The sequence below is a fragment of the Spiroplasma endosymbiont of Zeiraphera isertana genome (assembly GCF_964030805.1).
Taxonomy (GTDB): domain Bacteria; phylum Bacillota_I; class Bacilli_A; order Mycoplasmatales; family VBWQ01; genus Spiroplasma_E.
Genome location: NZ_OZ034965.1, coordinates 2,328,896 through 2,351,784, shown reverse-complemented (window position 1 = coordinate 2,351,784; position 22,889 = coordinate 2,328,896). Strand labels below are relative to the sequence as shown.

General features: G+C 24.5%; 27 protein-coding genes and 7 pseudogenes. 9 read left to right on the top strand and 25 right to left on the bottom strand.

Translation table 4 applies throughout. From position 1 onward, the window contains the following. Positions 1-3: 3 nt before the first annotated feature. From mnmE to AAHM78_RS16385, 3 genes are read left to right on the top strand one after another with little or no spacing between them, the layout of a single operon-like run. Positions 4-1,359, top strand: coding sequence for a tRNA uridine-5-carboxymethylaminomethyl(34) synthesis GTPase MnmE (gene mnmE / locus AAHM78_RS16395; RefSeq protein ID WP_342253917.1), 1,356 nt, complete (start codon positions 4-6; stop codon positions 1,357-1,359). Positions 1,360-1,376: 17 nt separating this feature from the next. Further along, positions 1,377-2,222, top strand: coding sequence for a TatD family hydrolase (locus AAHM78_RS16390; RefSeq protein WP_342253916.1), 846 nt, complete (start codon positions 1,377-1,379; stop codon positions 2,220-2,222). 29 nt (positions 2,223-2,251) lie between these two features. After that, entirely contained in the window at positions 2,252-2,614 is a 363-nt protein-coding gene (locus AAHM78_RS16385) for a DJ-1/PfpI family protein (RefSeq protein WP_342255232.1), read from the top strand. Here AAHM78_RS16385 and AAHM78_RS17380 read toward each other — a convergent pair. The 10 genes and pseudogenes from AAHM78_RS17380 to AAHM78_RS16350 all read right to left on the bottom strand — a co-directional run. After that, positions 2,606-2,743, bottom strand: a pseudogene (locus tag AAHM78_RS17380) (IS30 family transposase); the annotation flags it as partial. The gene AAHM78_RS16385 and the pseudogene AAHM78_RS17380 sit on opposite strands and share 9 nt — an antisense overlap. Positions 2,744-2,826: 83 nt before the next feature. Further along, on the bottom strand, positions 2,827-3,648 hold the full coding sequence (locus AAHM78_RS16380) for an IS1595 family transposase (protein WP_342253915.1): 822 nt from the start codon (positions 3,646-3,648) through the stop codon (positions 2,827-2,829). A gap of 35 nt (positions 3,649-3,683) precedes the next feature. Then, a pseudogene (locus AAHM78_RS17375) lies at positions 3,684-3,782 on the bottom strand (IS30 family transposase); the annotation flags it as partial. Between the two features lie 85 nt (positions 3,783-3,867). Continuing rightward, on the bottom strand, positions 3,868-4,254 hold the full coding sequence (locus AAHM78_RS16375) for a hypothetical protein (RefSeq protein WP_342253914.1): 387 nt from the start codon (positions 4,252-4,254) through the stop codon (positions 3,868-3,870). A gap of 14 nt (positions 4,255-4,268) precedes the next feature. Next, complete coding sequence (locus tag AAHM78_RS16370; protein ID WP_342253913.1) at positions 4,269-4,508, bottom strand: hypothetical protein; 240 nt, start codon at positions 4,506-4,508, stop codon at positions 4,269-4,271. Between the two features lie 84 nt (positions 4,509-4,592). After that, positions 4,593-4,679, bottom strand: a pseudogene (locus AAHM78_RS17370) (transposase-like zinc-binding domain-containing protein); the annotation flags it as partial. A 146-nt stretch (positions 4,680-4,825) separates the two neighbouring features. Further along, positions 4,826-5,770 (bottom strand): annotated as a pseudogene (locus tag AAHM78_RS16365) (IS30 family transposase). 58 nt (positions 5,771-5,828) lie between these two features. Further along, positions 5,829-6,038 (bottom strand): transposase family protein, encoded by a 210-nt coding sequence (locus AAHM78_RS16360; protein ID WP_342252834.1) that lies wholly within the window; start codon positions 6,036-6,038, stop codon positions 5,829-5,831. A gap of 215 nt (positions 6,039-6,253) precedes the next feature. After that, positions 6,254-6,487, bottom strand: coding sequence for a transposase family protein (locus AAHM78_RS16355; RefSeq protein ID WP_342253912.1), 234 nt, complete (start codon positions 6,485-6,487; stop codon positions 6,254-6,256). Positions 6,488-6,504: 17 nt separating this feature from the next. After that, on the bottom strand, positions 6,505-6,645 hold the full coding sequence (locus tag AAHM78_RS16350) for a hypothetical protein (RefSeq protein ID WP_342252902.1): 141 nt from the start codon (positions 6,643-6,645) through the stop codon (positions 6,505-6,507). Between the two features lie 78 nt (positions 6,646-6,723). On the opposite strand from AAHM78_RS16350, the gene AAHM78_RS16345 reads away from it, so the two are divergent. The 3 genes from AAHM78_RS16345 (at position 6,724) to AAHM78_RS16335 (ending at position 8,014) form a co-directional block, all read left to right on the top strand. After that, positions 6,724-6,870, top strand: coding sequence for a transposase (locus AAHM78_RS16345; RefSeq protein WP_425289812.1), 147 nt, complete (start codon positions 6,724-6,726; stop codon positions 6,868-6,870). Positions 6,871-7,199: 329 nt separating this feature from the next. Next, complete coding sequence (locus AAHM78_RS16340) at positions 7,200-7,589, top strand: transposase family protein (protein ID WP_342253911.1); 390 nt, start codon at positions 7,200-7,202, stop codon at positions 7,587-7,589. Positions 7,590-7,639: 50 nt separating this feature from the next. Next, the gene (locus tag AAHM78_RS16335) at positions 7,640-8,014 is read left to right on the top strand and encodes a transposase family protein (protein WP_342255230.1); all 375 of its coding nucleotides are present in this window, start codon (positions 7,640-7,642) and stop codon (positions 8,012-8,014) included. A gap of 133 nt (positions 8,015-8,147) precedes the next feature. Here AAHM78_RS16335 and AAHM78_RS16330 read toward each other — a convergent pair whose 3' ends face one another. Then, the gene (locus AAHM78_RS16330) at positions 8,148-8,540 is read right to left on the bottom strand and encodes a hypothetical protein (RefSeq protein ID WP_342253910.1); all 393 of its coding nucleotides are present in this window, start codon (positions 8,538-8,540) and stop codon (positions 8,148-8,150) included. 581 nt (positions 8,541-9,121) lie between these two features. On the opposite strand from AAHM78_RS16330, the gene AAHM78_RS16325 reads away from it, so the two are divergent. After that, positions 9,122-9,442 carry a transposase gene (locus AAHM78_RS16325; protein WP_342253909.1) on the top strand — a complete coding sequence of 107 codons (321 nt, stop codon included), beginning with the start codon at positions 9,122-9,124 and terminating at the stop codon, positions 9,440-9,442. Positions 9,443-9,551: 109 nt separating this feature from the next. Here the strand turns inward: AAHM78_RS16325 and AAHM78_RS16320 are convergent, their stop codons facing one another. The 9 genes and pseudogenes from AAHM78_RS16320 to AAHM78_RS16280 all read right to left on the bottom strand — a co-directional run bounded on the left by AAHM78_RS16320 (position 9,552) and on the right by AAHM78_RS16280 (position 16,214). After that, positions 9,552-10,313 (bottom strand): DNA polymerase III subunit beta, encoded by a 762-nt coding sequence (locus tag AAHM78_RS16320; RefSeq protein ID WP_342253908.1) that lies wholly within the window; start codon positions 10,311-10,313, stop codon positions 9,552-9,554. A gap of 57 nt (positions 10,314-10,370) precedes the next feature. After that, positions 10,371-10,751, bottom strand: a pseudogene (locus AAHM78_RS17365) (hypothetical protein); the annotation flags it as partial. Positions 10,752-10,931: 180 nt separating this feature from the next. Continuing rightward, a complete protein-coding gene (gene dnaA / locus AAHM78_RS16315) occupies positions 10,932-12,233 on the bottom strand; it encodes a chromosomal replication initiator protein DnaA (protein WP_342253907.1) in 1,302 nt (433 codons plus the stop codon). A gap of 235 nt (positions 12,234-12,468) precedes the next feature. After that, a pseudogene (locus AAHM78_RS16310) lies at positions 12,469-12,696 on the bottom strand (IS30 family transposase); the annotation flags it as partial. Positions 12,697-13,821: 1,125 nt separating this feature from the next. Continuing rightward, positions 13,822-14,426, bottom strand: a pseudogene (locus AAHM78_RS17360) (IS30 family transposase); the annotation flags it as partial. Positions 14,427-14,442: 16 nt separating this feature from the next. Beyond that, positions 14,443-14,703 carry a transposase family protein gene (locus AAHM78_RS16295; protein ID WP_342253904.1) on the bottom strand — a complete coding sequence of 87 codons (261 nt, stop codon included), beginning with the start codon at positions 14,701-14,703 and terminating at the stop codon, positions 14,443-14,445. Continuing rightward, entirely contained in the window at positions 14,633-14,809 is a 177-nt protein-coding gene (locus AAHM78_RS16290) for a hypothetical protein (RefSeq protein ID WP_342255024.1), read from the bottom strand. Before AAHM78_RS16290 ends, AAHM78_RS16295 begins: the two co-directional genes overlap by 71 nt. A 300-nt stretch (positions 14,810-15,109) precedes the next feature. Continuing rightward, complete coding sequence (locus AAHM78_RS16285) at positions 15,110-15,685, bottom strand: IS1595 family transposase (protein WP_342253903.1); 576 nt, start codon at positions 15,683-15,685, stop codon at positions 15,110-15,112. A gap of 118 nt (positions 15,686-15,803) precedes the next feature. Next, positions 15,804-16,214, bottom strand: a complete 411-nt coding sequence (locus AAHM78_RS16280; RefSeq protein ID WP_342253902.1) for a transposase family protein — start codon at positions 16,212-16,214, stop codon at positions 15,804-15,806. A 187-nt stretch (positions 16,215-16,401) separates the two neighbouring features. Between AAHM78_RS16280 and AAHM78_RS16275 the strand changes: the two genes are divergently transcribed. Further along, positions 16,402-17,346, top strand: a complete 945-nt coding sequence (locus tag AAHM78_RS16275; protein WP_342253901.1) for an IS30 family transposase — start codon at positions 16,402-16,404, stop codon at positions 17,344-17,346. 106 nt (positions 17,347-17,452) lie between these two features. Here the strand turns inward: AAHM78_RS16275 and AAHM78_RS16270 are convergent, their stop codons facing one another. From AAHM78_RS16270 to AAHM78_RS16250, 5 genes are all read right to left on the bottom strand, one after another. Further along, positions 17,453-17,845, bottom strand: coding sequence for a transposase family protein (locus tag AAHM78_RS16270; RefSeq protein WP_342253900.1), 393 nt, complete (start codon positions 17,843-17,845; stop codon positions 17,453-17,455). A gap of 33 nt (positions 17,846-17,878) precedes the next feature. Then, a complete protein-coding gene (locus tag AAHM78_RS16265) occupies positions 17,879-18,250 on the bottom strand; it encodes a hypothetical protein (RefSeq protein WP_342253899.1) in 372 nt (123 codons plus the stop codon). Between the two features lie 53 nt (positions 18,251-18,303). Then, on the bottom strand, positions 18,304-18,660 hold the full coding sequence (locus AAHM78_RS16260; protein WP_342253898.1) for a hypothetical protein: 357 nt from the start codon (positions 18,658-18,660) through the stop codon (positions 18,304-18,306). A 491-nt stretch (positions 18,661-19,151) separates the two neighbouring features. Further along, on the bottom strand, positions 19,152-20,390 hold the full coding sequence (locus AAHM78_RS16255; RefSeq protein WP_342253897.1) for a rod shape-determining protein: 1,239 nt from the start codon (positions 20,388-20,390) through the stop codon (positions 19,152-19,154). 29 nt (positions 20,391-20,419) lie between these two features. Beyond that, positions 20,420-21,559 carry a rod shape-determining protein gene (locus AAHM78_RS16250; protein WP_342253896.1) on the bottom strand — a complete coding sequence of 380 codons (1,140 nt, stop codon included), beginning with the start codon at positions 21,557-21,559 and terminating at the stop codon, positions 20,420-20,422. Positions 21,560-21,737: 178 nt separating this feature from the next. Here AAHM78_RS16250 and rsmA point away from each other — a divergent pair, with 178 nt between their 5' ends. Beyond that, complete coding sequence (rsmA, locus tag AAHM78_RS16245) at positions 21,738-22,583, top strand: 16S rRNA (adenine(1518)-N(6)/adenine(1519)-N(6))-dimethyltransferase RsmA (RefSeq protein ID WP_252320606.1); 846 nt, start codon at positions 21,738-21,740, stop codon at positions 22,581-22,583. The last annotated feature ends 306 nt before the right edge of the window (positions 22,584-22,889 follow it).

Genomic DNA, 22,889 nt, shown 5'->3' with positions numbered 1-22,889 from the left:
AAAATGTTAAATGATACTATTACTGCAATTGCAACCACCCCTTTAAATCAAGCAATTAGTATTATTAGAATTTCAGGAAAAGATACTTATGAGCTATTAAATAAGGTTTTTGATAAAGATATTTTAAATCAAAAAGGTCACACTTTAATAACAGGATATATTATTGATCATAATAAGAATAAAATTGATCAAGTTGTTTTGGCATGTTATCGCGCTCCCAAATCTTTTACAGGTGAAGATACAATTGAAATTAATTGTCATGGTGGAGTGCTAATAACACAAAAAATTTTGCAATTATTACTATCTACAGGTATGAGAATGGCAACAAGAGGAGAATTTACGAGAAGAGCTTACTTAAATGATAAAATTGATTTAATTGAAGCAGAAGCTATTAATGATTTAATTATGGCTGAAAATAATACTATTTTAAAAACCGCTATTAATAGTTTAAGTGGTAAAACAAGAATACTAATTGATGAATTATCTTCAGAATTACTAACTTTAATTGCTAATATAACAGTTAATATTGATTATCCTGAATACGATGGGGTTGAGGAAAAAACAATTAATAACGTTATTCCTTTAGTTGAAAAATTTTTAAATAAAATAAAAGTTATTAAAGAACATAGTAAAATTACTAAAACTATAAAAGAGGGAATTAATACAGTTATTATTGGAAAACCTAATGTTGGAAAATCTTCCCTATTAAATGTGCTTTTAAATGAAGATAAAGCTATTGTTTCTAATGAAGAAGGAACAACAAGAGATCTGGTAGAAGGCAAAATTAATTTGGGTGATATTAGTTTAAATTTAATTGATACAGCAGGTATACGTCATACTTTAAATGATATCGAAAAAGCAGGTATTGATAAATCACATAAGGCTTTAAACGAAGCAGATTTAATAATATTAGTACTAGATGGTTCAAAAGATTTAAGTATTGATGATAAACAATTATTAGAAAAAATAAAACATAAAAATTACCTTATTGCTATTAATAAAACGGATTTAAGGTTAAAATTAAAATTAGACATTAAAAATAATTTTAATGTGGTAAAAGTTAGTGCAATAATGGGCGAAATTGAAAATCTAATTTTAGGAATAAAAAATAAAATTATAACTACTGAAATTAATTTTGATAAAGAATTACTTTTTGCGAATACAAGACAATTAGCATATTTGGATGAAATTGAACTTAGTATTTCAGAAGCATTAAAAGATTTAAAAAAGAATATTTCGATAGACTTAATTATTGTTCACTTACAAACTGCATGAAATAAGATTTTAGAAATGCAAGGTAAAAAAATTGAAACTGATTTATTAGATGAAATTTTTAAAAGATTTTGTTTAGGAAAATAAAAAGGAAGGTAAAATATATGGCTAATAATGGAATTTTTGATACTCATTGTCATTTAATGTCAAAACATTATGATGAAACAGAAATATTAAAATTATTAACTGATGCTTATTCAGCAGGTGATAGTATTGGTAGTATTTGTAATGTTGGTTTTGACTTAAATACTAGTAAGCAAGCTGTTAGTCAAATTTATGAATTTGAGAGTGAAGAAAAAATTCCTAATCTTTATGCAGCTGTAGGTATTCATCCAACAGAAGTAAATACTGGCGATAGTAATACTATTTCAGAATTGAAAAAATTAATAGCAACTGGTAAAGTAGTTGCTATTGGTGAAATTGGATTAGATTATTATCATAAATTTACAGAACCACAATTGCAAAAAAAATGATTTATTGAACAACTAAAATTAGCTAAAGAACATAAATTACCTGTATTATTACATATTCGTAATGCGTTTGAAGATGCTTTTGAAATTATTAAAAAAGAAAATATTACTAATGGTGTTATTCATTGTTTTACGGGAACAAAAGTAATAGCTGAAAAATTTATAAAACAAGGTTTTTATATTTCTTTTGCAGGTAATGTGACATATAAAAATGCTTTGAAGTTACAAGAGGTAGCAAAAAATATACCAATTAATAAAATATTAGTTGAAACAGATGCGCCATATTTAACTCCTGAACCAAAAAGAGGCAAAAATCCCAAAAATGGATTAACAATTAATCATCCAGAAAATATAATATTTACAGTTAATAAAATAGCTGAATTAAAGAAGATCCCAAAACAAAGTATTATTAATGCAACCAGGGAAAACGCTATTAATGTTTTTAAATTAAATAATGAATTGAAAAGAAATAATGAGTAATAATGAGAAGTTTAAAGTAGCCATTTTTTTTAGCAACAGGCTATGAAATGGGTGAAGTAATAATTACTATTGATCTATTAAGAAGAGCTAATATTATTATTGATTTAGTAAGTATTGAAAATGACTTAAAAATCAAATCAAGTCATAATGTTTTTATTTTATGTGAAAAGAAAATCAGTGATATTGATTTGTTAAGTTATAAGATGCTAATTTTACCGGGTGGTAAAATTGGAGTAGAAAACTTAAGCAAAAATGAATTATTAAAATCAATGTTAGTTATTTTTGCTAAAGATAGTAATAAGTTTATTGCTGCTATTTGTGCAGCACCGCAAATTTTAGGGCAATTAAATTTCCTGAGTTGTAAATATAAATGGGACAGTTTTTTAAAATAATTGTATTAAATCTATTGGTCTTTTATAAGAGAGCGATTTTCTGGGTGTAGAATTAATTTGAAATGCTATAAAATTTAAATCTTTTTGTTTATATGAAGATAGATCTGTAGATTTTGGTAAATATCTTCGGCTTTTCTCCCTTTATGTACTATTTTTAAATTTTATCACATAAATGCTGAGAAAAGCCTATCTACGGACTTCTCCCCACATTTTTAAATCAAACATAACATTACAGTTTCAAAACCAGGTATATTGTTGAATTTATATGCCGATTCTTTTGCGTATAAATGAACATGATGTTTTTCAACTTTGATATGTGTTTTAAATGTTCGTCTGATGTGCTTTCATGCCGATTCAATCTGGTTTATGTTTACACCAGTTTTTGAAACATAGCCATCTTGATGGTTAACTGTTTCATGCTTAGTGAAAACTGATTTAAAATGGCGATATCCTTTTCAAGAATCAGTATGTACATCACACTTTGAAGAAATGTGGTTTCTTGCAAATTGCAAAAGATTTTTTTGATTTGCATTTTTAAACACTTTCACAATTAAATTATTGGTTGTTTTTTCATAAATCCCAACAATCAAAGTTTTATTTTTTAAGGATCTTCCTTGTTTTTTAAAACCCATATGTGAAAGATACATTTCATCCATTTGCACTATGCCCTCAACAATGAATTGAGGTTCTTGTTTTGCAATTGCACTTCGGATTTTATGACCCATTCTTCAAGCGGTTTTCAAAGTTACTCCCAATTCTTTTGCAACATCAGTTGATGGAATTCCATGTTTGGTGTTTATTCATCTAAAGATGAGATAAAACCAAGATGTCAAAGGTGTTTGTGACTTGTAAAAAATGGTGTCATGAAGAATACTAAATGTTTGATGACATTTCAAACATCTTATTCTTCTTAAATCAGAAGTATTCAAATTTGTTCAAGAACACCTCATACATTTGTTTTCCTTCAAACTTGCTATATATTTCAAACAATCTTTTTCTGTTTGAAATATATTGTTGAACTCATTCAATTTCATTGTTTCCTCCACAAGTACATGTGGGGAGAAGTCCGATATCTTCTTAAAATACCATTATTATTTTCATTTAAACCCCTTTGGCAAGGTTTACTAGGATCTGCAAAATAAATTTTGACATTACAAATTTTTTTTAATTTTAAAAAAAACTCTTGATGAAATAAAAAAAATCATCAACCTGGCCTAAAATTTGATTTTATTTAATTTTGGGATTTATTTTTTTTACAAACTGAAATATAATGCTTCAGATTTTGCATAAGGTGATATTTTATAATGTTGGTATTTAAATTTTCATAAATTGAGGTAATTTTGAACATTGGTAAATCCAATGCCATGATAATGAGTAATAAATTCTTTTAAACTTGATTGTATTTTACTGATATTACTTAAATTTTTATAATTTAATTCTTTATTTTCTTTTGATTTAAATTTCTTGAGAGTACATTTTGTTTGTTTAGCTACTGTATCATATAGTATTTGCATATCACAAACTATAATTGATTTTTCTTCGATAAGCTTAGATGTTAAATTTTCTCGTACTCATTTTTTTGTTAATCTTTTAGTATTTGTTGTTTGAGAATAAATATTTTTATTTTCATCAATTGCCATTTCAATACAACAGTTTAAATCTTTAGCATTTTCTTCAATTCATTTTTTCTTAGATCATCTGGATTTTTGAAATTTCCTTTATTAATTTCTTTGATAAAAGTTTCATCAATTTCAATTCTACCTTTTAATTTTGTGAATGGTTTTTGTGTTTTTGCTAATTGTGATGATTTCATAAATTTTTGACGATTAAATCATGCTGATGTTTTTGAAATTTTAGCAAATTGAGAAATAGTATAAGCAGATTGACCTAACAATGACAATCAAATTATTCAATCTCATTGTTCATGAGATAAATGACTTCAATGTAAAAAATGATTTCTTAAAGCATCAAAGCTACTTTTACAATCTTTGCATAAATATTTTTGCTTATTATTCTTAAAACCATTTTTTACACATCAATAAGATTTACAATTTGGACATTGAATTCCTTTTTCTTTAAATTTTTTATCAATTGCATCTAATTTTTCTTTTTTCTCAATTTGTTTAATTCTATTTTTAAAATGTCTAATAATTTTTATAAATCCTTCATCTTTTTTGTTTCCTGAGTTGTAAATATAAATGGGACAGTTTTTTAAAATAATTGTATTAAATCTATTGGTCTTTTATAAGAGAGCGATTTTCTGGGTGTAGAATTAATTTGAAATGCTATAAAATTTAAATCTTTTTGTTTATATGAAGATAGATCTGTAGATTTTGGTAAATATCTTCTTAAAATACCATTATTATTTTCATTTAAACCCCTTTGGCAAGGTTTACCAGGATCTTCAAAATAAATTTTGACATTACAAATTTTTTCGATTAATCTTCATTTACTAAATTCTTTACCACGATCAAAAGTAATGGTTTTAACTGTTCCTTTTTGTAACTTTGAAATAAATTTTATTATACTTTTCGTAATATTTTCTGATTTATGATTTTGAGTTACTAAAGGAATTGTGGTTTTTGATCATATATCAGCCAAAGTAATAATAGAACTTTTATGATCTTTGCCAATGATAGTATTACCTTCTAAATGACCAAATTCTTGTATATTTTTAATATTAGGAATGATTAAATTTCTTTCATGAATAGACTTACAATTATTAATTTTGACCCTAGTTTCTTTTTGTTTGTGAGATTTATTTTTGCCTTTTCTCAATAAGTTATTTTCATCAAAACCCATTCGATTTTTTTTAAACATTTTATATAAAGTTTTTGTTGAAATGCTTTTTATTTTATTTTCCTTTAAAAAGTTAGCAATTATATCAAGAGCATACTTTTTAGTAATTAACAAATGATTAATACTATTAATTTCTGTTAAAGTTAAAATTATTAATTTTCTGCCTGCATTTTGTTTATTTTTTTGAAATTGATTCAATATTTCTAATGGCAATAAGTTTTTATTTAATAATCTACAAACTCTATGTACAGTTGATTTACTATAATCAACAATTTTTGCTATTTTACGAATCTAAAATCCATAATTTTTATATTCTTTTATTGCTATTATTGATTCAATACTCAGATACTTATACATTGCGCTAATTCCTTTCTTTTCTTAATTATAGAACTAACACAATAGACTTGGTGCAAAACTAAGGTAATTCAAAATTATATATTCCTGCTATTAAATTAAATCTTAATGCAAATCTTCGTATTTTATTGCGATATTTTAAACTTAAAATTTTAAAACGTTTTAGTTTAGCAAATACGTGTTCAATTTTAATTCTAATTTTACTTAAAGTTTTATTGTATTCTTTTTGAATTGGTGTTAATTGATTGTATTGACTTTTGTTAAATGGCAAAAATGTATTTTTATGAATATTTTGTATACCTTGATAACCTTAATAAACAAAAACTTGTTTTTCTGGATGAATAAAAGTTTTAGATTTTAGAAGCAATTTAAAATCATGAATTCTTCCAAAACAAAAAGCAGTTGAAATAATTTTTCCATTGGAAATATCAATAATTATTTGGGATTTGAGAGAATGATGTTTCTTTTTACCTGAAAAAAGTAATTTTAGTTTTTTTTAATTCTTTCAATTGGAGTTTCAGTAGCATCAATAGCTAACAAATTATTATTAGTACCTTTATTTTTTGTTAAATCTTTTTTTCCAGGTAAATTAAAAATTCCGCTTTTTATTAAAATATTTTCAATTCAAAAAATATTACGAATGCAACTAGTATGACTAATATTATATCTTTTTGCAATAACTCTACAACTACTATAGTCTTTTCAATATTCTAAAGTCATTAATAAACGCTCTTCAATTACAATTTTATTTTTTCTACCACCATAATATTTTGTTTAGACTCAGCAATTTTTAAAATTTCAAGCATTTTATAAAATGTTTGTGGCTTTATGCCGACTAAACTATAAAATTCTTGATCATTTTTATATTTTTTCAACATAATAACTATCACCTTTAATATTAATAATAATCGTTAAATTGTTAAAATTAAAGGTTTTGCACCAAGTCTAATAAAACTTTAAGTAAAATTAGAATTAAAATTGAACACGTATTTGCTAAACTAAAACGTTTTAAAATTTTAAGTTTAAAATATCGCAATAAAATAGGAATATTTGCATTAAGATTTAATTTAATAGCAGGAATATATAATTTTGAATTACCTTAGTTTTGCACCAAGTCTATTATATAAAAATATTTAACAAATAAATTTATCCATGATTACGGGTTTTTAATTTAGAATTTTTGAATAACTAAATCTTATTTTTAAGTTGTTCAATTTCTTTCTCTAGTTTTTGAATTTTTGTTTCTAATTTTATTTTTGGGTTTAAATTAATTTCATATCCAAGATTTTCTTTAATTTCCATTTCTTGAATTTTAGTAAATAAAGTACTACTTTTATCTAATTGTATGGGATTATTAAATAGACTGGGTGCAAAACCTTTAATTTTAACAATTTAACGATTATTATTAATATTAAAGGTGATAGTTATTATTTTGAAAAAATATAAAGATGATCAAGAATTTTATAGTTTAGTCGGCATAAAGCCACAAACATTTTATAAAATGCTTGAAATTTTAAAAATTGCTGAGTCTAAACAAAAATATTATGGTGGTAGAAAAAATAAAATTGTAATTGAAGAGCGTTTATTAATGACTTGAGAATATTGAAAAGACTATAGTAGTTGTAGAGTTATTGCAAAAAGATATAATATTAGTCATACTAGTTGCATTCGTAATATTTTTTGAATTGAAAATATTTTAATAAAAAGCGGAATTTTTAATTTACCTGGAAAAAAAGATTTAACAAAAAATAAAGGTACTAATAATAATTTGTTAGCTATTGATGCTACTGAAACTCCAATTGAAAGAATTAAAAAAAACTAAAATTACTTTTTTCAGGTAAAAAGAAACATCATTCTCTCAAATCCCAAATAATTATTGATATTTCCAATGGAAAAATTATTTCAACTGCTTTTTGTTTTGGAAGCATTCATGATTTTAAATTGCTTCTAAAATCTAAAACTTTTATTCATCCAGAAAAACAAGTTTTTGTTGATTCAGGTTATCAAGGTATACAAAATATTCATAAAAATACATTTTTGCCATTTAAAAAAAGTAAATACAATCAATTAACACCAATTCAAAAAGAATACAATAAAACTTTAAGTAAAATTAGAATTAAAATTGAACACGTATTTGCTAAACTAAAACGTTTTAAAATTTTAATTTTAAAATATCGTAATAAAATACGAAGATTTGCATTAAGATTTAATTTAATAGCAGGAATATATAATTTGGAATTACCTTAGTTTTGCACCAAGTCTATTAAATTACCAATATCATTAGCTCCCATTTCTATTCAAATAACATCTTTTTTTTGTAAAGAATGTTGTAGTAACAACATTTGTGTTTGATGAGACAAATCAAAAGTTTTAATAATATCTAAATTATTATCACTGCTATCAGCAACTTCTCCTCCATAAGCATAATTATTACCCAAACTTTGAAATGTTTTACTGTTTTACCATTGATGTTAAATAATCACCCAGGTTTAAAATTAATATTTAATTTTTCAGCAATTAATTGTGAAGCTACTTTATTATTACTTCAACAATTATTATAATAAGGTTTATCTAATTGAAAATGTTTAAATTTACTATTACTATTTTCTAAATATTGATTTTGTGCAAATGTTCCTGCACCAGTATCTGATAAACTATCTCCTAAAACATAAAATTCACTAATACTATCTTGCTTATTTTTAAAAGCAATTATATTTAAAATAGTAAAAATTAAAATAGTAAACATACTTAACAATTGTAATTTCTTCTTCATTATTTTTTACCTTTTCTTAGCTTATTAATTAAAAATAACTATGGAAATTATCCCCACATGTACTAGTGTGGAGGAAAAAATGAATTGAAATGAATTCAATAGCATATTTCAAACTGAAAACGATTGTTTGAAGTATATAGCGAATTTGAAAATAACGAAATGCATCAGGTGTGCTTCTTCTAGTTTGAATACTTCTGATTTGAGAAGAATACGATGTTTGAACTGTAACCAAACATTTAGTATTCTTTATGGAACCATTTTTTATAAGTCACAGACCCAAATGACATCTTGGTTTTATCTCATCTTTAGATGAATAAACACAAAGCATGGCATACCAGCAACCGATGTTGCAAGGGAATTGGGTGTGACCTATAAAACAGATTGAAGAATGTGTCATGAAATCAGGACTAGAATTGGAAATCAAGATGCAGTTTTCATTGTTGATGGCACAGCACAGATGGATGAAATGTATCTTTCACATTTAGGTTTTAAAAAACAAGGAAGATCCTTGTTGAATAAAACTTTGATTGTTGGAGTTTATGAGAAAACCAGCAACAAACTAATTGTGAAGGTGCTGAAAAATGCAGATGAAAAAAAACCTTTTAAGATTTGCATTGAAACACATTTTTACTGAGTGCTGTCTATTTACGGATTCTTGGAAGGGATATGTAAGTTTCAAAAACTTCTATCCCAAACATGAAATCGTAAATCATGAAGTTGGGTATGTGTCACCAACAGGTGTAAACACAAACCAGATTGAATCAGCACGAAAGCACATCCGACGAACTTTCCGAACACACATAAGAGTTTCAAAGCACAATATTCATTTATATGCAAAAGAATCAGCATATAAATTCAATAACATACCTAGTTTTGAAACTGTAATTTTGTGTTTGATTTAAATACATGTGGGGATAATTTCCTAGGTAGGCTTTTATCTCCGTTTATGTGATAAAATTTAAAAATAGTACATAAAGGGATAAAAGCCATAACTATTTTAGTTATATCATATTATTTTTCTCCAATTGGTAAAACTAGTTGTAATAACCCAGTTTCTTCTTGACTATCAATAATTGTATAATTTTTTGGTCAAGAAATTTTCAAATTTACTTTTTTACATTTATTAAAAGATTTTAAAGCATTAATAATTAATTTTGAATTAAAAACTACTTTTATTTCTTCTTTTAAACTTTTAGATTTCACAATATGAAATTTTTTAAATTGTTCAATTACTTCACCTATACTATCATTATTAGATAAACAATTAATTTTAAAATCATTTTTTTCCACATTGATTAAAAATTGAATCATAGGTGAAGTATCTTTTTTTGCTAAAATTATTGATAATTCAATAATTTTTAAAAATTCTCTAACGTTATTAATTTCAATAATATTTTTTTCTTTTTCTATAATATTTTTAATAATATCATCCGTATTTGGATAAGTACCTTCAATCATTCGTGTTTGAAATAAAAAAATTTCAATTTCAATAATTAAATTATAATCATTTTCAAAATAAAAATTTATATTTGAATTTAAATCACTAGTAATTTTATCAATTTCATTTAATAAATGAACCGGAATATTAAACTCTTTATTACTAAATTCTAATTTTTCTTCAAAAGAAAATCACTTTTTTGCTAAACAATATCCATCAGTTGCTGTAACAAATAACTTTTGATCATTAAATTTAAAATGAATTCCACTTAATGCTGGTTTATTATTGTTTGTATTTGTTGCAAAAGCAATTTGTTCATTTATATTTTGTAACAAACTTTTATTAAAAGATACTTTATTTTTAATATTTTTATTAAAGTTAATTTTTGGAAATTTTTCAATTGTCAACGTACTTAGTTTGAAGATAAAATCATTATTATCATTTTTAAAATTACTAATGATTAAATTATTAATTTTAAGTTCAAATAAAATTCATTCATCTTCTAATTTACTAAAAATATCATAAATAATTTTAGTATTAATTAATACTGAACCAATATTTAATATTTTTGAATATTTTTCGTTATTATTTAGTTCATATTTTAATGATAAATTACCATTAGATGCGGTTAAAATTATTTTTTCTTTTTCAACTTCTAATAAAAAACAAGATAATTCTTCATAATTGTTATTAGAAATTGTTATTTTTATTATTTTTTTTATTATTTTTTTTATTATTTTGAATAATATAGAACTTTTGATTTCGATTTTCATAAATATCTCCCATTTTTAAACATTAATAATTAATTATATATTATATATATTAATTACTATTATTTATTTAATTATTAATAATATTACAATGTGGATTAATGTGAATAACTAATTTTAACTTATAAAATAAGTAAAAAACCAGGATTTTATATGTTAATAATTTATGATTAAAATAGTGGATTAATTGTGTTTTAAACATTCACGTGATAATCTTTCAATATTTTTTTTAAATTCATAATTAGTTTCAATATTTTTTTTAATTTTGTTATAAGCATTCATTACTGTTGTATGATCTTTACCTCCAAATTCAGAACCAATTTTTGTATATGATTCATTTAAAAGTGTTTTTATTAAATACATTGCTACATGGCGTGCTATTGTTATCGTTTTAACTCTAGAAGTACTAATCAATAATTTGATTGGAATATTATAATATTCAGATACAATTGTTTTAATTTTTTTAATAGTTAGTTTTTCTTTTAATGAAGTATTTGATGTTTTAAAAGCTTTCATAACGTCTTCAAGCACTATTAAATTATTAGGCTTTATATATAAAATGCTATAAAAAATTAATCTATTTAACGCTCCTTCTAATTTTCTAACATCACTATTAAAATTTAAAGCAATAAAACTTAAAGATTCTTCAGTAAAAATGCTTGGATCATAATTTAAAGACTTAATTTTTTCTTTTAAAATAATTAATGAAGTTTCAAAATCTGGTGAATCAATACCAACACTTAAACCACTTTGAAATCTTGAAACATTTCTTTCTTCAAAACCATATAAATCATCAGGGTGTTTATCTGATGTAATAACAATTTGTTTTTGTTTGTTAACAAAACTATTAAATATATGAAAAAATATTTCATTTGTTTTACTACGATTAGCTAAAAATTGAATATCATCAACTAGAAGAACATCGTATTGATTAAATGAATCTTTAAATTTTTCAATATCATTAACATTTTGTTTAATAATTTCTGGTACCATACGACCAAATTCTTCAGAAGATAAGTAAAGTACTTTTTTTTGATTATTATATTTTGTTAGTATTTCATTTTCAACAGCATGAAGTAAATGTGTTTTTCCTAATCCGGAATTACCATAGATAAATAAGGGATTTCAATACCTACCAAGTTCTATGGTAATTGAAAATGCTGCTTGATAATCATCGTTATTTGATTCACCTTTAACAAAGTTATTAAATTGAAATTGTTTTTTAATTTGTTGCAATTTATTAAATTCAACAAAATCTTTTTCTACATATATTTTTTGTTTCTTTGCTTCATTAAGTTCTAAAAATTCAATTTGAAGATTTTGTTGAATAATTCTTTCCAAAATTTCTTTAACTTTAAATGTTATATTTTTAGTTAAAATTTCTTTTGCAAATAGTGAATCAACAATAATTAAACATTTATTTTCAAAAATATCATAAATATAAGTGTTTTTAATATAGTTATTAAAAATACTTGGATCAATCATTTCATCATATTGAAGAAAATTTCTAACTTTATTTCAAATATTTTGAAAGTTTTATCGTTTATTATCGGTGTCATTCATTTTAAAAACCTTTTTAATTAATATAATTATTGTGGATAAATTGTGGATTAATGTTGATAACTTTTTTATAATTATAATCTGTATTACACTTTTAAAAAAAATAAAAAAAAATAATATTTATGATTTCCTGAGTTGTAAATATAAATGGGACAGTTTTTTAAAATAATTGTATTAAATCTATTGGTCTTTTATAAGAGAGCGATTTTCTGGGTGTAGAATTAATTTGAAATTCTATAAAATTTAAATCTTTTTGTTTATATGAAGATAGATCTGTAGATTTTGGTAAATATCTTCTTAAAATACCGTTATTATTTTCATTTAAACCCCTTTGGCAAGGTTTACCAGGATCTGCAAAATAAATTTTGACATTACAAATTTTTTTAATTTTCAAAAAAACCCTTGATGAAATAAAAAAAATCATCAACCTGGCCTAAAATTTGATTTTATTTAATTTTGGGATTTATTTTTTTTACAAACCGAAATATAATGCTTCAGATTTTGCATAAGGTGATATTTTATAATGTTGGTATTTAAATTTTCATAAATTGAGGTAATTTTGAATATTGGTAAATCCAATGCCACGATAATGAGTAATAAATTCTTTTAAACTTGATTGTATTTTACTGATGTTACTTAAATTTTTATAATTTAATTCTTTATTTTCTTTTGATTTAAATTTCTTGAGAGTACATTTTGTTTGTTTAGCTACTGTATCATATAGTATTTGCATATCACAAACTATAATTGATTTTTCTTCGATAAGCTTAGATGTTAAATTTTCTTGTACTCATTTTTTTGTTAATCTTTTAGTATTTGTTGTTTGAGCATAAATATTTTTATTTTCATCCATTGCCATTTCAATACAACAGTTTAAATCTTTAGCATTTTCTTCAATTCATTTTTTTCTTGGATCATCTGGATTTTTGAAATTTCCTTTATGAATTTCTTTGATAAAAGTTTCATCAATTTCAATTCTACCTTTTAATTTTGTGAATGGTTTTTGTGTTTTTGCTAATTGTGATGATTTCATAAATTTTTGACGATTAAATCATGCTGATGTTTTTGAAATTTTAGCAAATTGAGAAATAGTATAAGCAGATTGACCTAACAATGACAATCAAATTATTCAATCTCATTGTTCATGAGATAAATGACTTCAATGTAAAAAATGATTTCTTAAAGCATCAAAGCTACTTTTAGAATCTTTGCATAAATATTTTTGCTTATTATTCTTAAAACCATTTTTTACACATCAATAAGATTTACAATTTGGACATTGAATTCCTTTTTCTTTAAATTTTTTATCAATTGCATCTAATTTTTCTTTTTTTTCAATTTGTTTAATTCTATTTTTAAAATGTCTAATAATTGTTATAAATTCTTCATCTTTTTTGTTTTTTAAAACATCAATTAATTCATTATTAGTCACAAAAAATCACCCCTGATATAAAAATATTACTTTTAATTTTAAATTAAAAGTAATATCAAGATTTTTTGTGAAAATTAAAAAATTTTTTTCGATTAATCTTCATTTACTAAATTCTTTACCACGATCAAAAGTAATGGTTTGAACCGTTCCTTTTTGTAACTTTGAAATAAATTTTATTATACTTTTCGTAATATTTTCTGATTTATAATTTTTAGTTACTAAAGGAATTGTGGTTTTTGATCATATATCAGCCAAAGTAATAATAGAACTTTTATGATCTTTGCCAATGATAGTATCACCTTCTAAATGACCAAATTCTTGTATATTTTTAATATTAGGAATGATTAAATTTCTTTCATGAATAGACTTACAATTATTAATTTTGCCCCTAGTTTCTTTTTGTTTGTGAGATTTATTTTTGCCTTTTCTCAATAAGTTATTTTCATCAAAACCCATTCGATTTGTTTTAAACATGTTATATAAAGTTTTTTTGTTGAAATATTTTTTATTTTATTTTCCTTTAAAAAGTTAGCAATTATATCAAGAGCATACTTTTTAGTAATTAACAAATTATTAATACTATTAATTTCTGTTAAAGTTAAAATTATTAATTTTCTGCCTGCATTTTGTTTATTTTTTTGAAATTGATTCAATATTTCTAATGGCAATAAGTTTTTATTTAATAATAGACTTGGCGCAAAACTAAGGTAATTCAAAATTATATATTCCTGCTATTAAATTAAATCTTAATGCAAATCTTCGTATTTTATTGCGATATTTTAAACTTAAAATTTTAAAACGTTTTAGTTTAGCAAATACGTGTTCAATTTTAATTCTAATTTGACTTAAAGTTTTATTGTATTCTTTTTGAATTGGTGTTAATTGATTGTATTTACTTTTTTTTAAATGGCAAAAATGTATTTTTATGAATATTTTGTATACCTTGATAACCTGAATCAACAAAAACTTGTTTTTCTGGATGAATAAAAGTTTTAGATTTTAGAAGCAATTTAAAATCATGAATGCTTACAAAACAAAAAGCAGTTGAAATAATTTTTCCATTGGAAATATCAATAATTATTTGGGATTTGAGAGAATGATGTTTATTTTTACCTGAAAAAAGTAATTTTAGTTTTTTTTAAGGCTTTTATCCCTTTATGTACTATTTTTAAATTTTATCACATAAATGGAGATAAAAGCCTACCTAGGAAATTATCCCCGCATGTATTTAAATCAAACACAAAATTACAGTTTCAAAACTAGGTATGTTATTGAATTTATATGCTGATTCTTTTGCATATAAATGAATATTGTGCTTTGAAACTCTTATGTGTGTTCGGAAAGTTCGTCGTATGTGCTTTCATGCTGATTAAATCTGGTTTGTGTTTACACCTGTTGGTGACACATACCCAACTTCATGATTTACGATTTCATGTTTGGGATAGAAGTTTTTGAAACTTACATATCCCTTCCAAGAATCCGTAAATAGACAGCACTCAGTAAAAATGTGTTTCAACGCAAATCTTAAAAGGTTTTTTTCATCTGCATTTTTCAGCACCTTCACAATTAGTTTGTTGTTGGTTTTCTCATAAACTCTAACAATCAAAGTTTTATTCAACAAGGATCTTCCTTGTTTTTTAAAACCTAAATGTGAAATATACATTTCATCCATCTGTGCTGTGCCATCAACAATGAAACCTGCATCTTGATTTCCAATTCTAGTCCTGATTTCATGACACATTCTTCAAGCTGTTTTATAGGTCACACCCAATTCCCTTGCAACATCGGTTGCTGGTATGCCATGCTTTGTGTTTATTCATCTAAAGATGAGATAAAACCAAGATGTCATTTGGGTCTGTGACTTATAAAAAATGGTTCCATAAAGAATACTAAATGTTTGGTTACAGTTCAAACATCGTATTCTTCTCAAATCAGAAGTATTCAAACTAGAAGAAGCACACCTGATGCATTTCATTATTTTCAAATTCGCTATATATTTCAAACAATCGTTTTCAGTTTGAAATATGCTATTGAATTCATTTCAATTCATTTTTTCCTCCACACTAGTACATGTGGGGATAATTTCCTTTTTTAATTCTTTCAATTGGAGTTTCAGTAGCATCAATAGCTAACAAATTATTATTAGTACCTTTATTTTTTGTTAAATCTTTTTTTCCAGGTAAATTAAAAATTCCGCTTTTTATTAAAATATTTTCAATTCAAAAAATATTACGAATGCAACTAGTATGACTAATATTATATCTTTTTGCAATAACTCTATAACTACTATAGTCTTTTCAATATTCTAAAGTCATTAATAAACGCTCTTCAATTACAATTTTATTTTTTCTACCACCATAATATTTTTGTTTAGACTCAGCAATTTTTAAAATTTCAAACATTTTATAAAATGTTTGTGGCTTTATGCCGACTAAACTATAAAATTCTTGATCATCTTTATATTTTTTCAACATAATAACTATCACCTTTAATATTAATAATAATCGTTAAATTGTTAAAATTAAAGGTTTTGCACCAAGTCTATTATAAAAATATACAATTTGATTTTTATGTTTCTTTAATTGTAAAATTAAAAAGGACACTTATATAAAAATTAAATTGTGTTAGTTCTATAATTAAGAAAAGAAAGGAATTAGCGCAATGTATAAGTATCTGAGTATTGAATCAATAATAGCAATAAAAGAATATAAAAATTATGGATTTTCGATTCGTAAAATAGCAAAAATTGTTGATTATAGTAAATCAACTGTACATAGAGTTTGTAGATTATTAAATAAAAACTTATTGCCATTAGAAATATTGAATCAATTTCAAAAAAATAAACAAAATGCAGGCAGAAAATTAATAATTTTAACTTTAACAGAAATTAATAGTATTAATCATTTGTTAATTACTAAAAAGTATGCTTTTGATATAATTGCTAACTTTTTAAAGGAAAATAAAATAAAAAGTATTTCAACAAAAACTTTATATAACATGTTTAAAACAAATCGAATGGGTTTTGATGAAAATAACTTATTGAGAAAAGGCAAAAATAAATCTCACAAACAAAAAGAAACTGGGGGCAAAATTAATAATTGTAAGTCTATTCATGAAAGAAATTTAATCGTTCCTAATATTAAAAATATACAAGAATTTGGTCATTTAGAAGGTGATACTATCATTGGCAAAGATCATAAAAGTTCTATTATTACTTTGGTTGATATACGATCAAAAACCACAATTCCTTTAGTAACTAAAAATCATAAATCAGAAAATATTACAAAAAGTATAATAAAATTTATTTCAAAGTTACAAAAAGGAACAGTTAAAACCATTACTTTTGATCGTGGTAAAGAATTTAGTAAATGAAGATTAATCGAAAAAATTTGTAATGTCAAAATTTATTTTGCAGATCCCGGTAAACCTTGCCAAAGGGGTTTAAATGAAAATAATAATGGTATTTTAAGAAGATATTTACCAAAATCTACAGATCTATCTTCATATAAACAAAAAGATTTAAATTTTATAGCATTTCAAATTAATTCTACACTCAGAAAATCGCTCTCTTATAAAAGACCAATAGATTTAATACAATTATTTTAAAAAACTGTCCCATTTATATTTACAACTCAGGTTTTTCCATTGGAAATATCAATAATTATTTGGGATTTGAGAGAATGATGTTTCTTTTTACCTGAAAAAAGTAATTTTAGTTTTTTTTAATTCTTTCAATTGGAGTTTCAGTAGCATCAATAGCTAACAAATTATTATTAGTACCTTTATTTTTTGTTAAATCTTTTTTTCCAGGTAAATTAAAAATTCCGCTTTTTATTAAAATATTTTCAATTCAAAAAATATTACGAATGCAACTAGTATGACTAATATTATATTTTTTTGCAATAACTCTATAACTACTATAGTCTTTGCAATATTCTAAAGTCATTAATAAACGCTCTTCAATTACAATTTTATTTTTTCTACCCCCATAATATTTTTGTTTAGACTCAGCAATTTTTAAAATTTCAAGCATTTTATAAAATGTTTGTGGCTTTATGCCGACTAAACTATAAAATTCTTGATCATCTTTATATTTTTTCAACACAATAACTATCACCTTTAATATTAATAATAATCGTTAAATTGTTAAAATTAAAGGTTTTGCACCAAGTCTATTAAATAAACAATTTTCGATTTTATTATTTTTAGGTCAATTTCAATTGTTATTAAACGTACTACGATCAGCATCCGTTAATGATAAAAAATTATCGAAAGCATGACCATATTCATGAGTACTAACACTAATTATGTTATTAGTTGCTCATCAACCCGCTTGATAGTTTGCGATAATTTCTTTAATATTAACAAAATCTGGACCATAAATTTGACGTTGACTATTAATTAGATAAGAATATTGATTATAAGCAATGACGTTTTTATTTGATATTGGTGCTTGAGTAACACCTTGCATTAAACGTAAAATGTTATTTTTACCATATACTCCTGCCATAATATTATAAAAACGTAATTGTTCTTTTTTTGCTGTTTCAGTAGCAAGTTGACTTAAACCAACATCTTTATATAATTTTTCTCAATCAACATCATTGTTTTGAGTTCTCCTAGTCGTGTATTAGTTAAATCATGTGCTAATTGATTAAAATCAAGAAAAGGTAATGGTTTACTGGCAGTATCATAAAAACTATTAAATTCATTATTTGCCATTTGACTAGCTGGCTTTTTAATTTTTCGTTCATTTTCTTTAATAAAACTAGTCATTTCTGATGATCAATGATAACGTAATAAACTAAGATAATAATCACGATTATAATTAACTTGGCAACTTCAAACAATAATTCAAGCAAGTAAACCAGTAACCAATAAAACTATGAAAATTATAAAAAATTTACGATATTTTTTCATAAAACCTCCTTTTAAAAAAATTATTATTAATAATTTCAAATTCCTTATTTAAATTAATAATTACAGAAAGAAAAAAATATTAATTGGTACCTTCTAGGCATTTCATATTTTTGTTTGCTTTTTTTGAAACCGATAACTAAATCATTACCATTATTTTCATTTCGTTTTGATACTTGTATTGGTAAGGATGGTATTTATTGTTTGGTTTCACTACATGCCATAATAGTTAAAATTGTTCTTAATTAAAATTAGTGTCCCTAAAATGGTTAGTAATCTTTTCATATCTTAGTTTAATACTCTTATAATCTTTAAATCTTTTAAGATGTATTAATAATTTTATATGATTTTTATGATATTTTTTTTGAAATAGTTAATGATATATTTTAAGCGTTATTATTAATTTTTTAATTTTATATAGTAATTTATTATTTATATAGGTAAAAAATGCACTTCTATAAATTTTAAAAGTGCATTTTATTTAAACTTATTTTTTATCCTAAATCTTCGTCTTTTGTTAGAATTTCGCGGTTAGGATTTTGTTCAACTATTAATTGTTTGTAAATTGTATCACGATATTTTACACAACCATCAATAACATTATCTAAAGGATTTTGAGCAACACGTACTTCAAAGATATCTCCCTCATATTTTTGACGAATTGGTTTTGTACCTTTTTCAGCTTTAACTTCGATGAAATATTCCTTAGCCAATTCTTCTTTAATAAATTCATCAATTTTTTTAATGTAAGCTCCACCACCACAAATTGTGATTCCCTTACCTTTTTTCTTTAAGTCACTAACACTACCAGCAGCTTTTTCCCCAGAAGTTCTTAGTACTCTACGAATTGATGGAATAACATGTTCTCTAAATTGAACTTGCATTACATTTTCACGAATTTCTTCTGGTGTAATTTCAATAGTTTTAGAAATTGACATTGTTTCTCCTGGTTGAGAGTCTAATCTAGGTAATGAAACACCTGAAATAGTGTATGGTTTTTCATCTTGATATTTAATAAGTGAACCGATGTTCTTTTTAACATCTTCTGCTTCTTTAGTACCAATTTTTAAAGCATGCTTTTTAGCTATGTATTCTTGAATTTTTTGTGTTAAATAGTCTCCAGCACAATGTGTTGTATATGAATATAGGATTGAATCGTTGCTAAGTACGGCAATATCAGTACTTCCCCCACCAATATCAACACACATAATTGCAGTTCCAAAAATATCTTGGCCTGAACCTAATGCTGCCATTTTAACTTCTTCTTGAACAAATCCACGAAGTGCTCCTAAACGATGAACTATATTTTCTAGTGCTTCTCTTTGTACTGAATTAATTTCACTTGGTGTTGCCATTAAAACAATTAAATTACGGTTTTTATCAGCTTGTTTTGAATCTTTAATTTCAAGTCTAAAATCTTGAAAAATTTTAGCAAGGATACGTTGTAAAGCATCTGGATCAGCAATATTACCATCACGAACTGGACGCTTAATAACAACATTTTCATTTGTTTTATCAATTAAAGCTTTAGCTTCTTCACCATAAAGAATAATATTTTTTTCATAGTCTTCAGCAAGATAAGTTGGAGCATCATATGTAAGTCCAATGTTAACATACCTTGCTTTAAAGTTTTCTGTTCCGACATCTAAAGCTAATCATTGGTAGTCATTAATAGACTTAATATTACTTTTTTTATTTAAGTTTTCTTTGGGTTTTTTATCAAATAATCCCATTTTTTTCCTCCTTCTACACACCTGGAATTTTAATTACTTGGTCTAATGAATCCTTTTTCATATACATCTTGTTTATGAGTTTCATAGGCTTGAGTTCCTCTAATTACACACTCTCTTGGATTATTAGCAGATACCACATGTTCTAAATTTAGTCGTTTTTTTAGATAAGTTGTAATATTTTCAAGCAAAGCACCCCCGCCAGTGATAGTTAAACCGTCTTTCATAATCATTTCTGAAAAGGCAGGTCCGGCTTTATCGATAATGTCACTACATAGTGCAACAATTGGTTCAAAGGCTTCGGTAACTACTCTAGCTACTTCTTGCTTAGGAACTGTAATTTGTTCAGGTTTTTTAGTTTTAGTACTTTTTCCATGGATAGTAATTTTATTTTCACTATCTTTTTCACCATCTATTCAAATACCAGCACTAATTTTTGTTTTTTCAGCCTCCATTGAGCTAAGAGATATATAGTGCATTTTTTCAAAATGTTCTTTAATACTACGTTCAATAGCATTTCCAGCAATTGGAATTGAATCTTGAACAATAACTTCTCCACTTGATAAAATGGCACAGTCAGAAGTTCCACCACCAATATCAAGAATAAATACTCCTGAAGCATCTCAAAGTGCTTCCCCAGCACCAATAGCTGCCAATTTTACTTCAGGAACAATAACAACTTTTTCACCTTTCATTACGCTTTCATTACTTGCATTATATCTATTGGGAAATTTATCACTATAAATTGGAATTTTAGCTACTTTTTTTCCTTGTAGAATTTCACGTAAAACAGTTCTATCTAATTTATAAACCTTAGATGGAATAGCTACAAGTGCTACTGAATTTTCTCAAATTTTTTCAGCTTTCACATCAATAATTTGTGTAAAAATTTCAGTTAATAAAGCAATCAAAGCATTATTGTCACTAATAACACCATTAGCCATTGGTTCTCTGAAAATTTTATTCGCTGGAGTTTTTTCTTTCATTAATAAAGCAGCTTCACCGATGAATACTTCTCCGTTTTCTGTATCAAATACAATTGCTGATGGTTGACTATAAACAACCCTTCCATTAACTCTGACAATTAAATTTCTTGTTCCTAAATCTAGAGAAACAATATTAACGTCTTGGTTATTGTGTCCGTCATTAGCAGCCTCTATTTTTGTTGCCATATAAAAATCATCTCCTTTTCCCACTCAAATTAATATTTATTTATTAAGTTGATATATGTTAATATTACCACATGTAGATTTGCTAGTAGTAAATTTAGCATATATGATTAGTTGGCTAACTATTTGTTTAATTATTACTAGTATATAATTAACTAAAAATGTGAATTGGAGAATAATCATGGAAAATCCAAAAAAAATATTGAAAAAATACGACTTACATGCAGTTAAAAAGTTTGGACAAAACTTTTTAATTAATAATAATATAATTGATAAAATTGTTAAAACTAGTAATTTTAAAGATGAAGATGGCATTGTTGAAATTGGAGCGGGCATTGGTCATTTAACCAATAAATTACTCAGCACTGCGCAAAAAGTTGTGACAATTGAAATTGACAAAAAATTAATTCCTGTTTTAGAAAAAGAGTTAAATGAATACAAAAATTTAAAAATTATAAATGATGATTTTTTAAATTTAGATTTAAAAAAAATCATTAATGAAGAATTTGCAATAAATCAAAAAATTCATGTAATTGCAAATTTGCCTTATTATATTACCTCACAAATTGTTTTAAAATTATTAGAAAATATTGAATTATTTGATTCATTTACATTAATGATGCAAAAAGAAGTTGCACAAAGATTTTGTGCTAAACCTAAAACTAAAGTATATAATAATCTTTCTGTTATGTGTCAATTTTATTGTGATGTTAAAATTATTTTTGATGTTAGTCCTAATAATTTTACTCCGATACCTAATGTCACAAGTAGTGTTGTTTATTTTAAAGTAAATCCTAAATTTCAACTTGATGAACCACAATTATTTTGAAAATTTGTAAGAAGTTGCTTTGTTAATAAGAGAAAAACATTAGTTAACAATTTGGGTATTTATTTAAATAGTAAAGAAAAAGCCGTTAATTTAATTAACGACTTATCTTGATCATTAACAATAAGATCTGAAGAATTAACATTTTCAATGTTTTACCAGTTATTTACTATTATTAATAATAAATACGTTTCAGAATAATTATTAAAGGAAATTATCCCCACATGTACTAGTGTGGAGGAAAAAATGAATTGAAATGAATTCAATAGCATATTTCAAACTGAAAACGATTGTTTGAAATATATAGCGAAGTTGAAAATAATGAAATGCATCAGGTGTGCTTCTTCTAGTTTGAATACTTCTGATTTGAGAAGAATACGATGTTTGAACTGTAACCAAACATTTAGTATTCTTTATGGAACCATTTTTTATAAGTCACAAACCCAAATGACATCTTGGTTTTATCTCATCTTTAGATGAATAAACACAAAGCATGGCATACCAGCA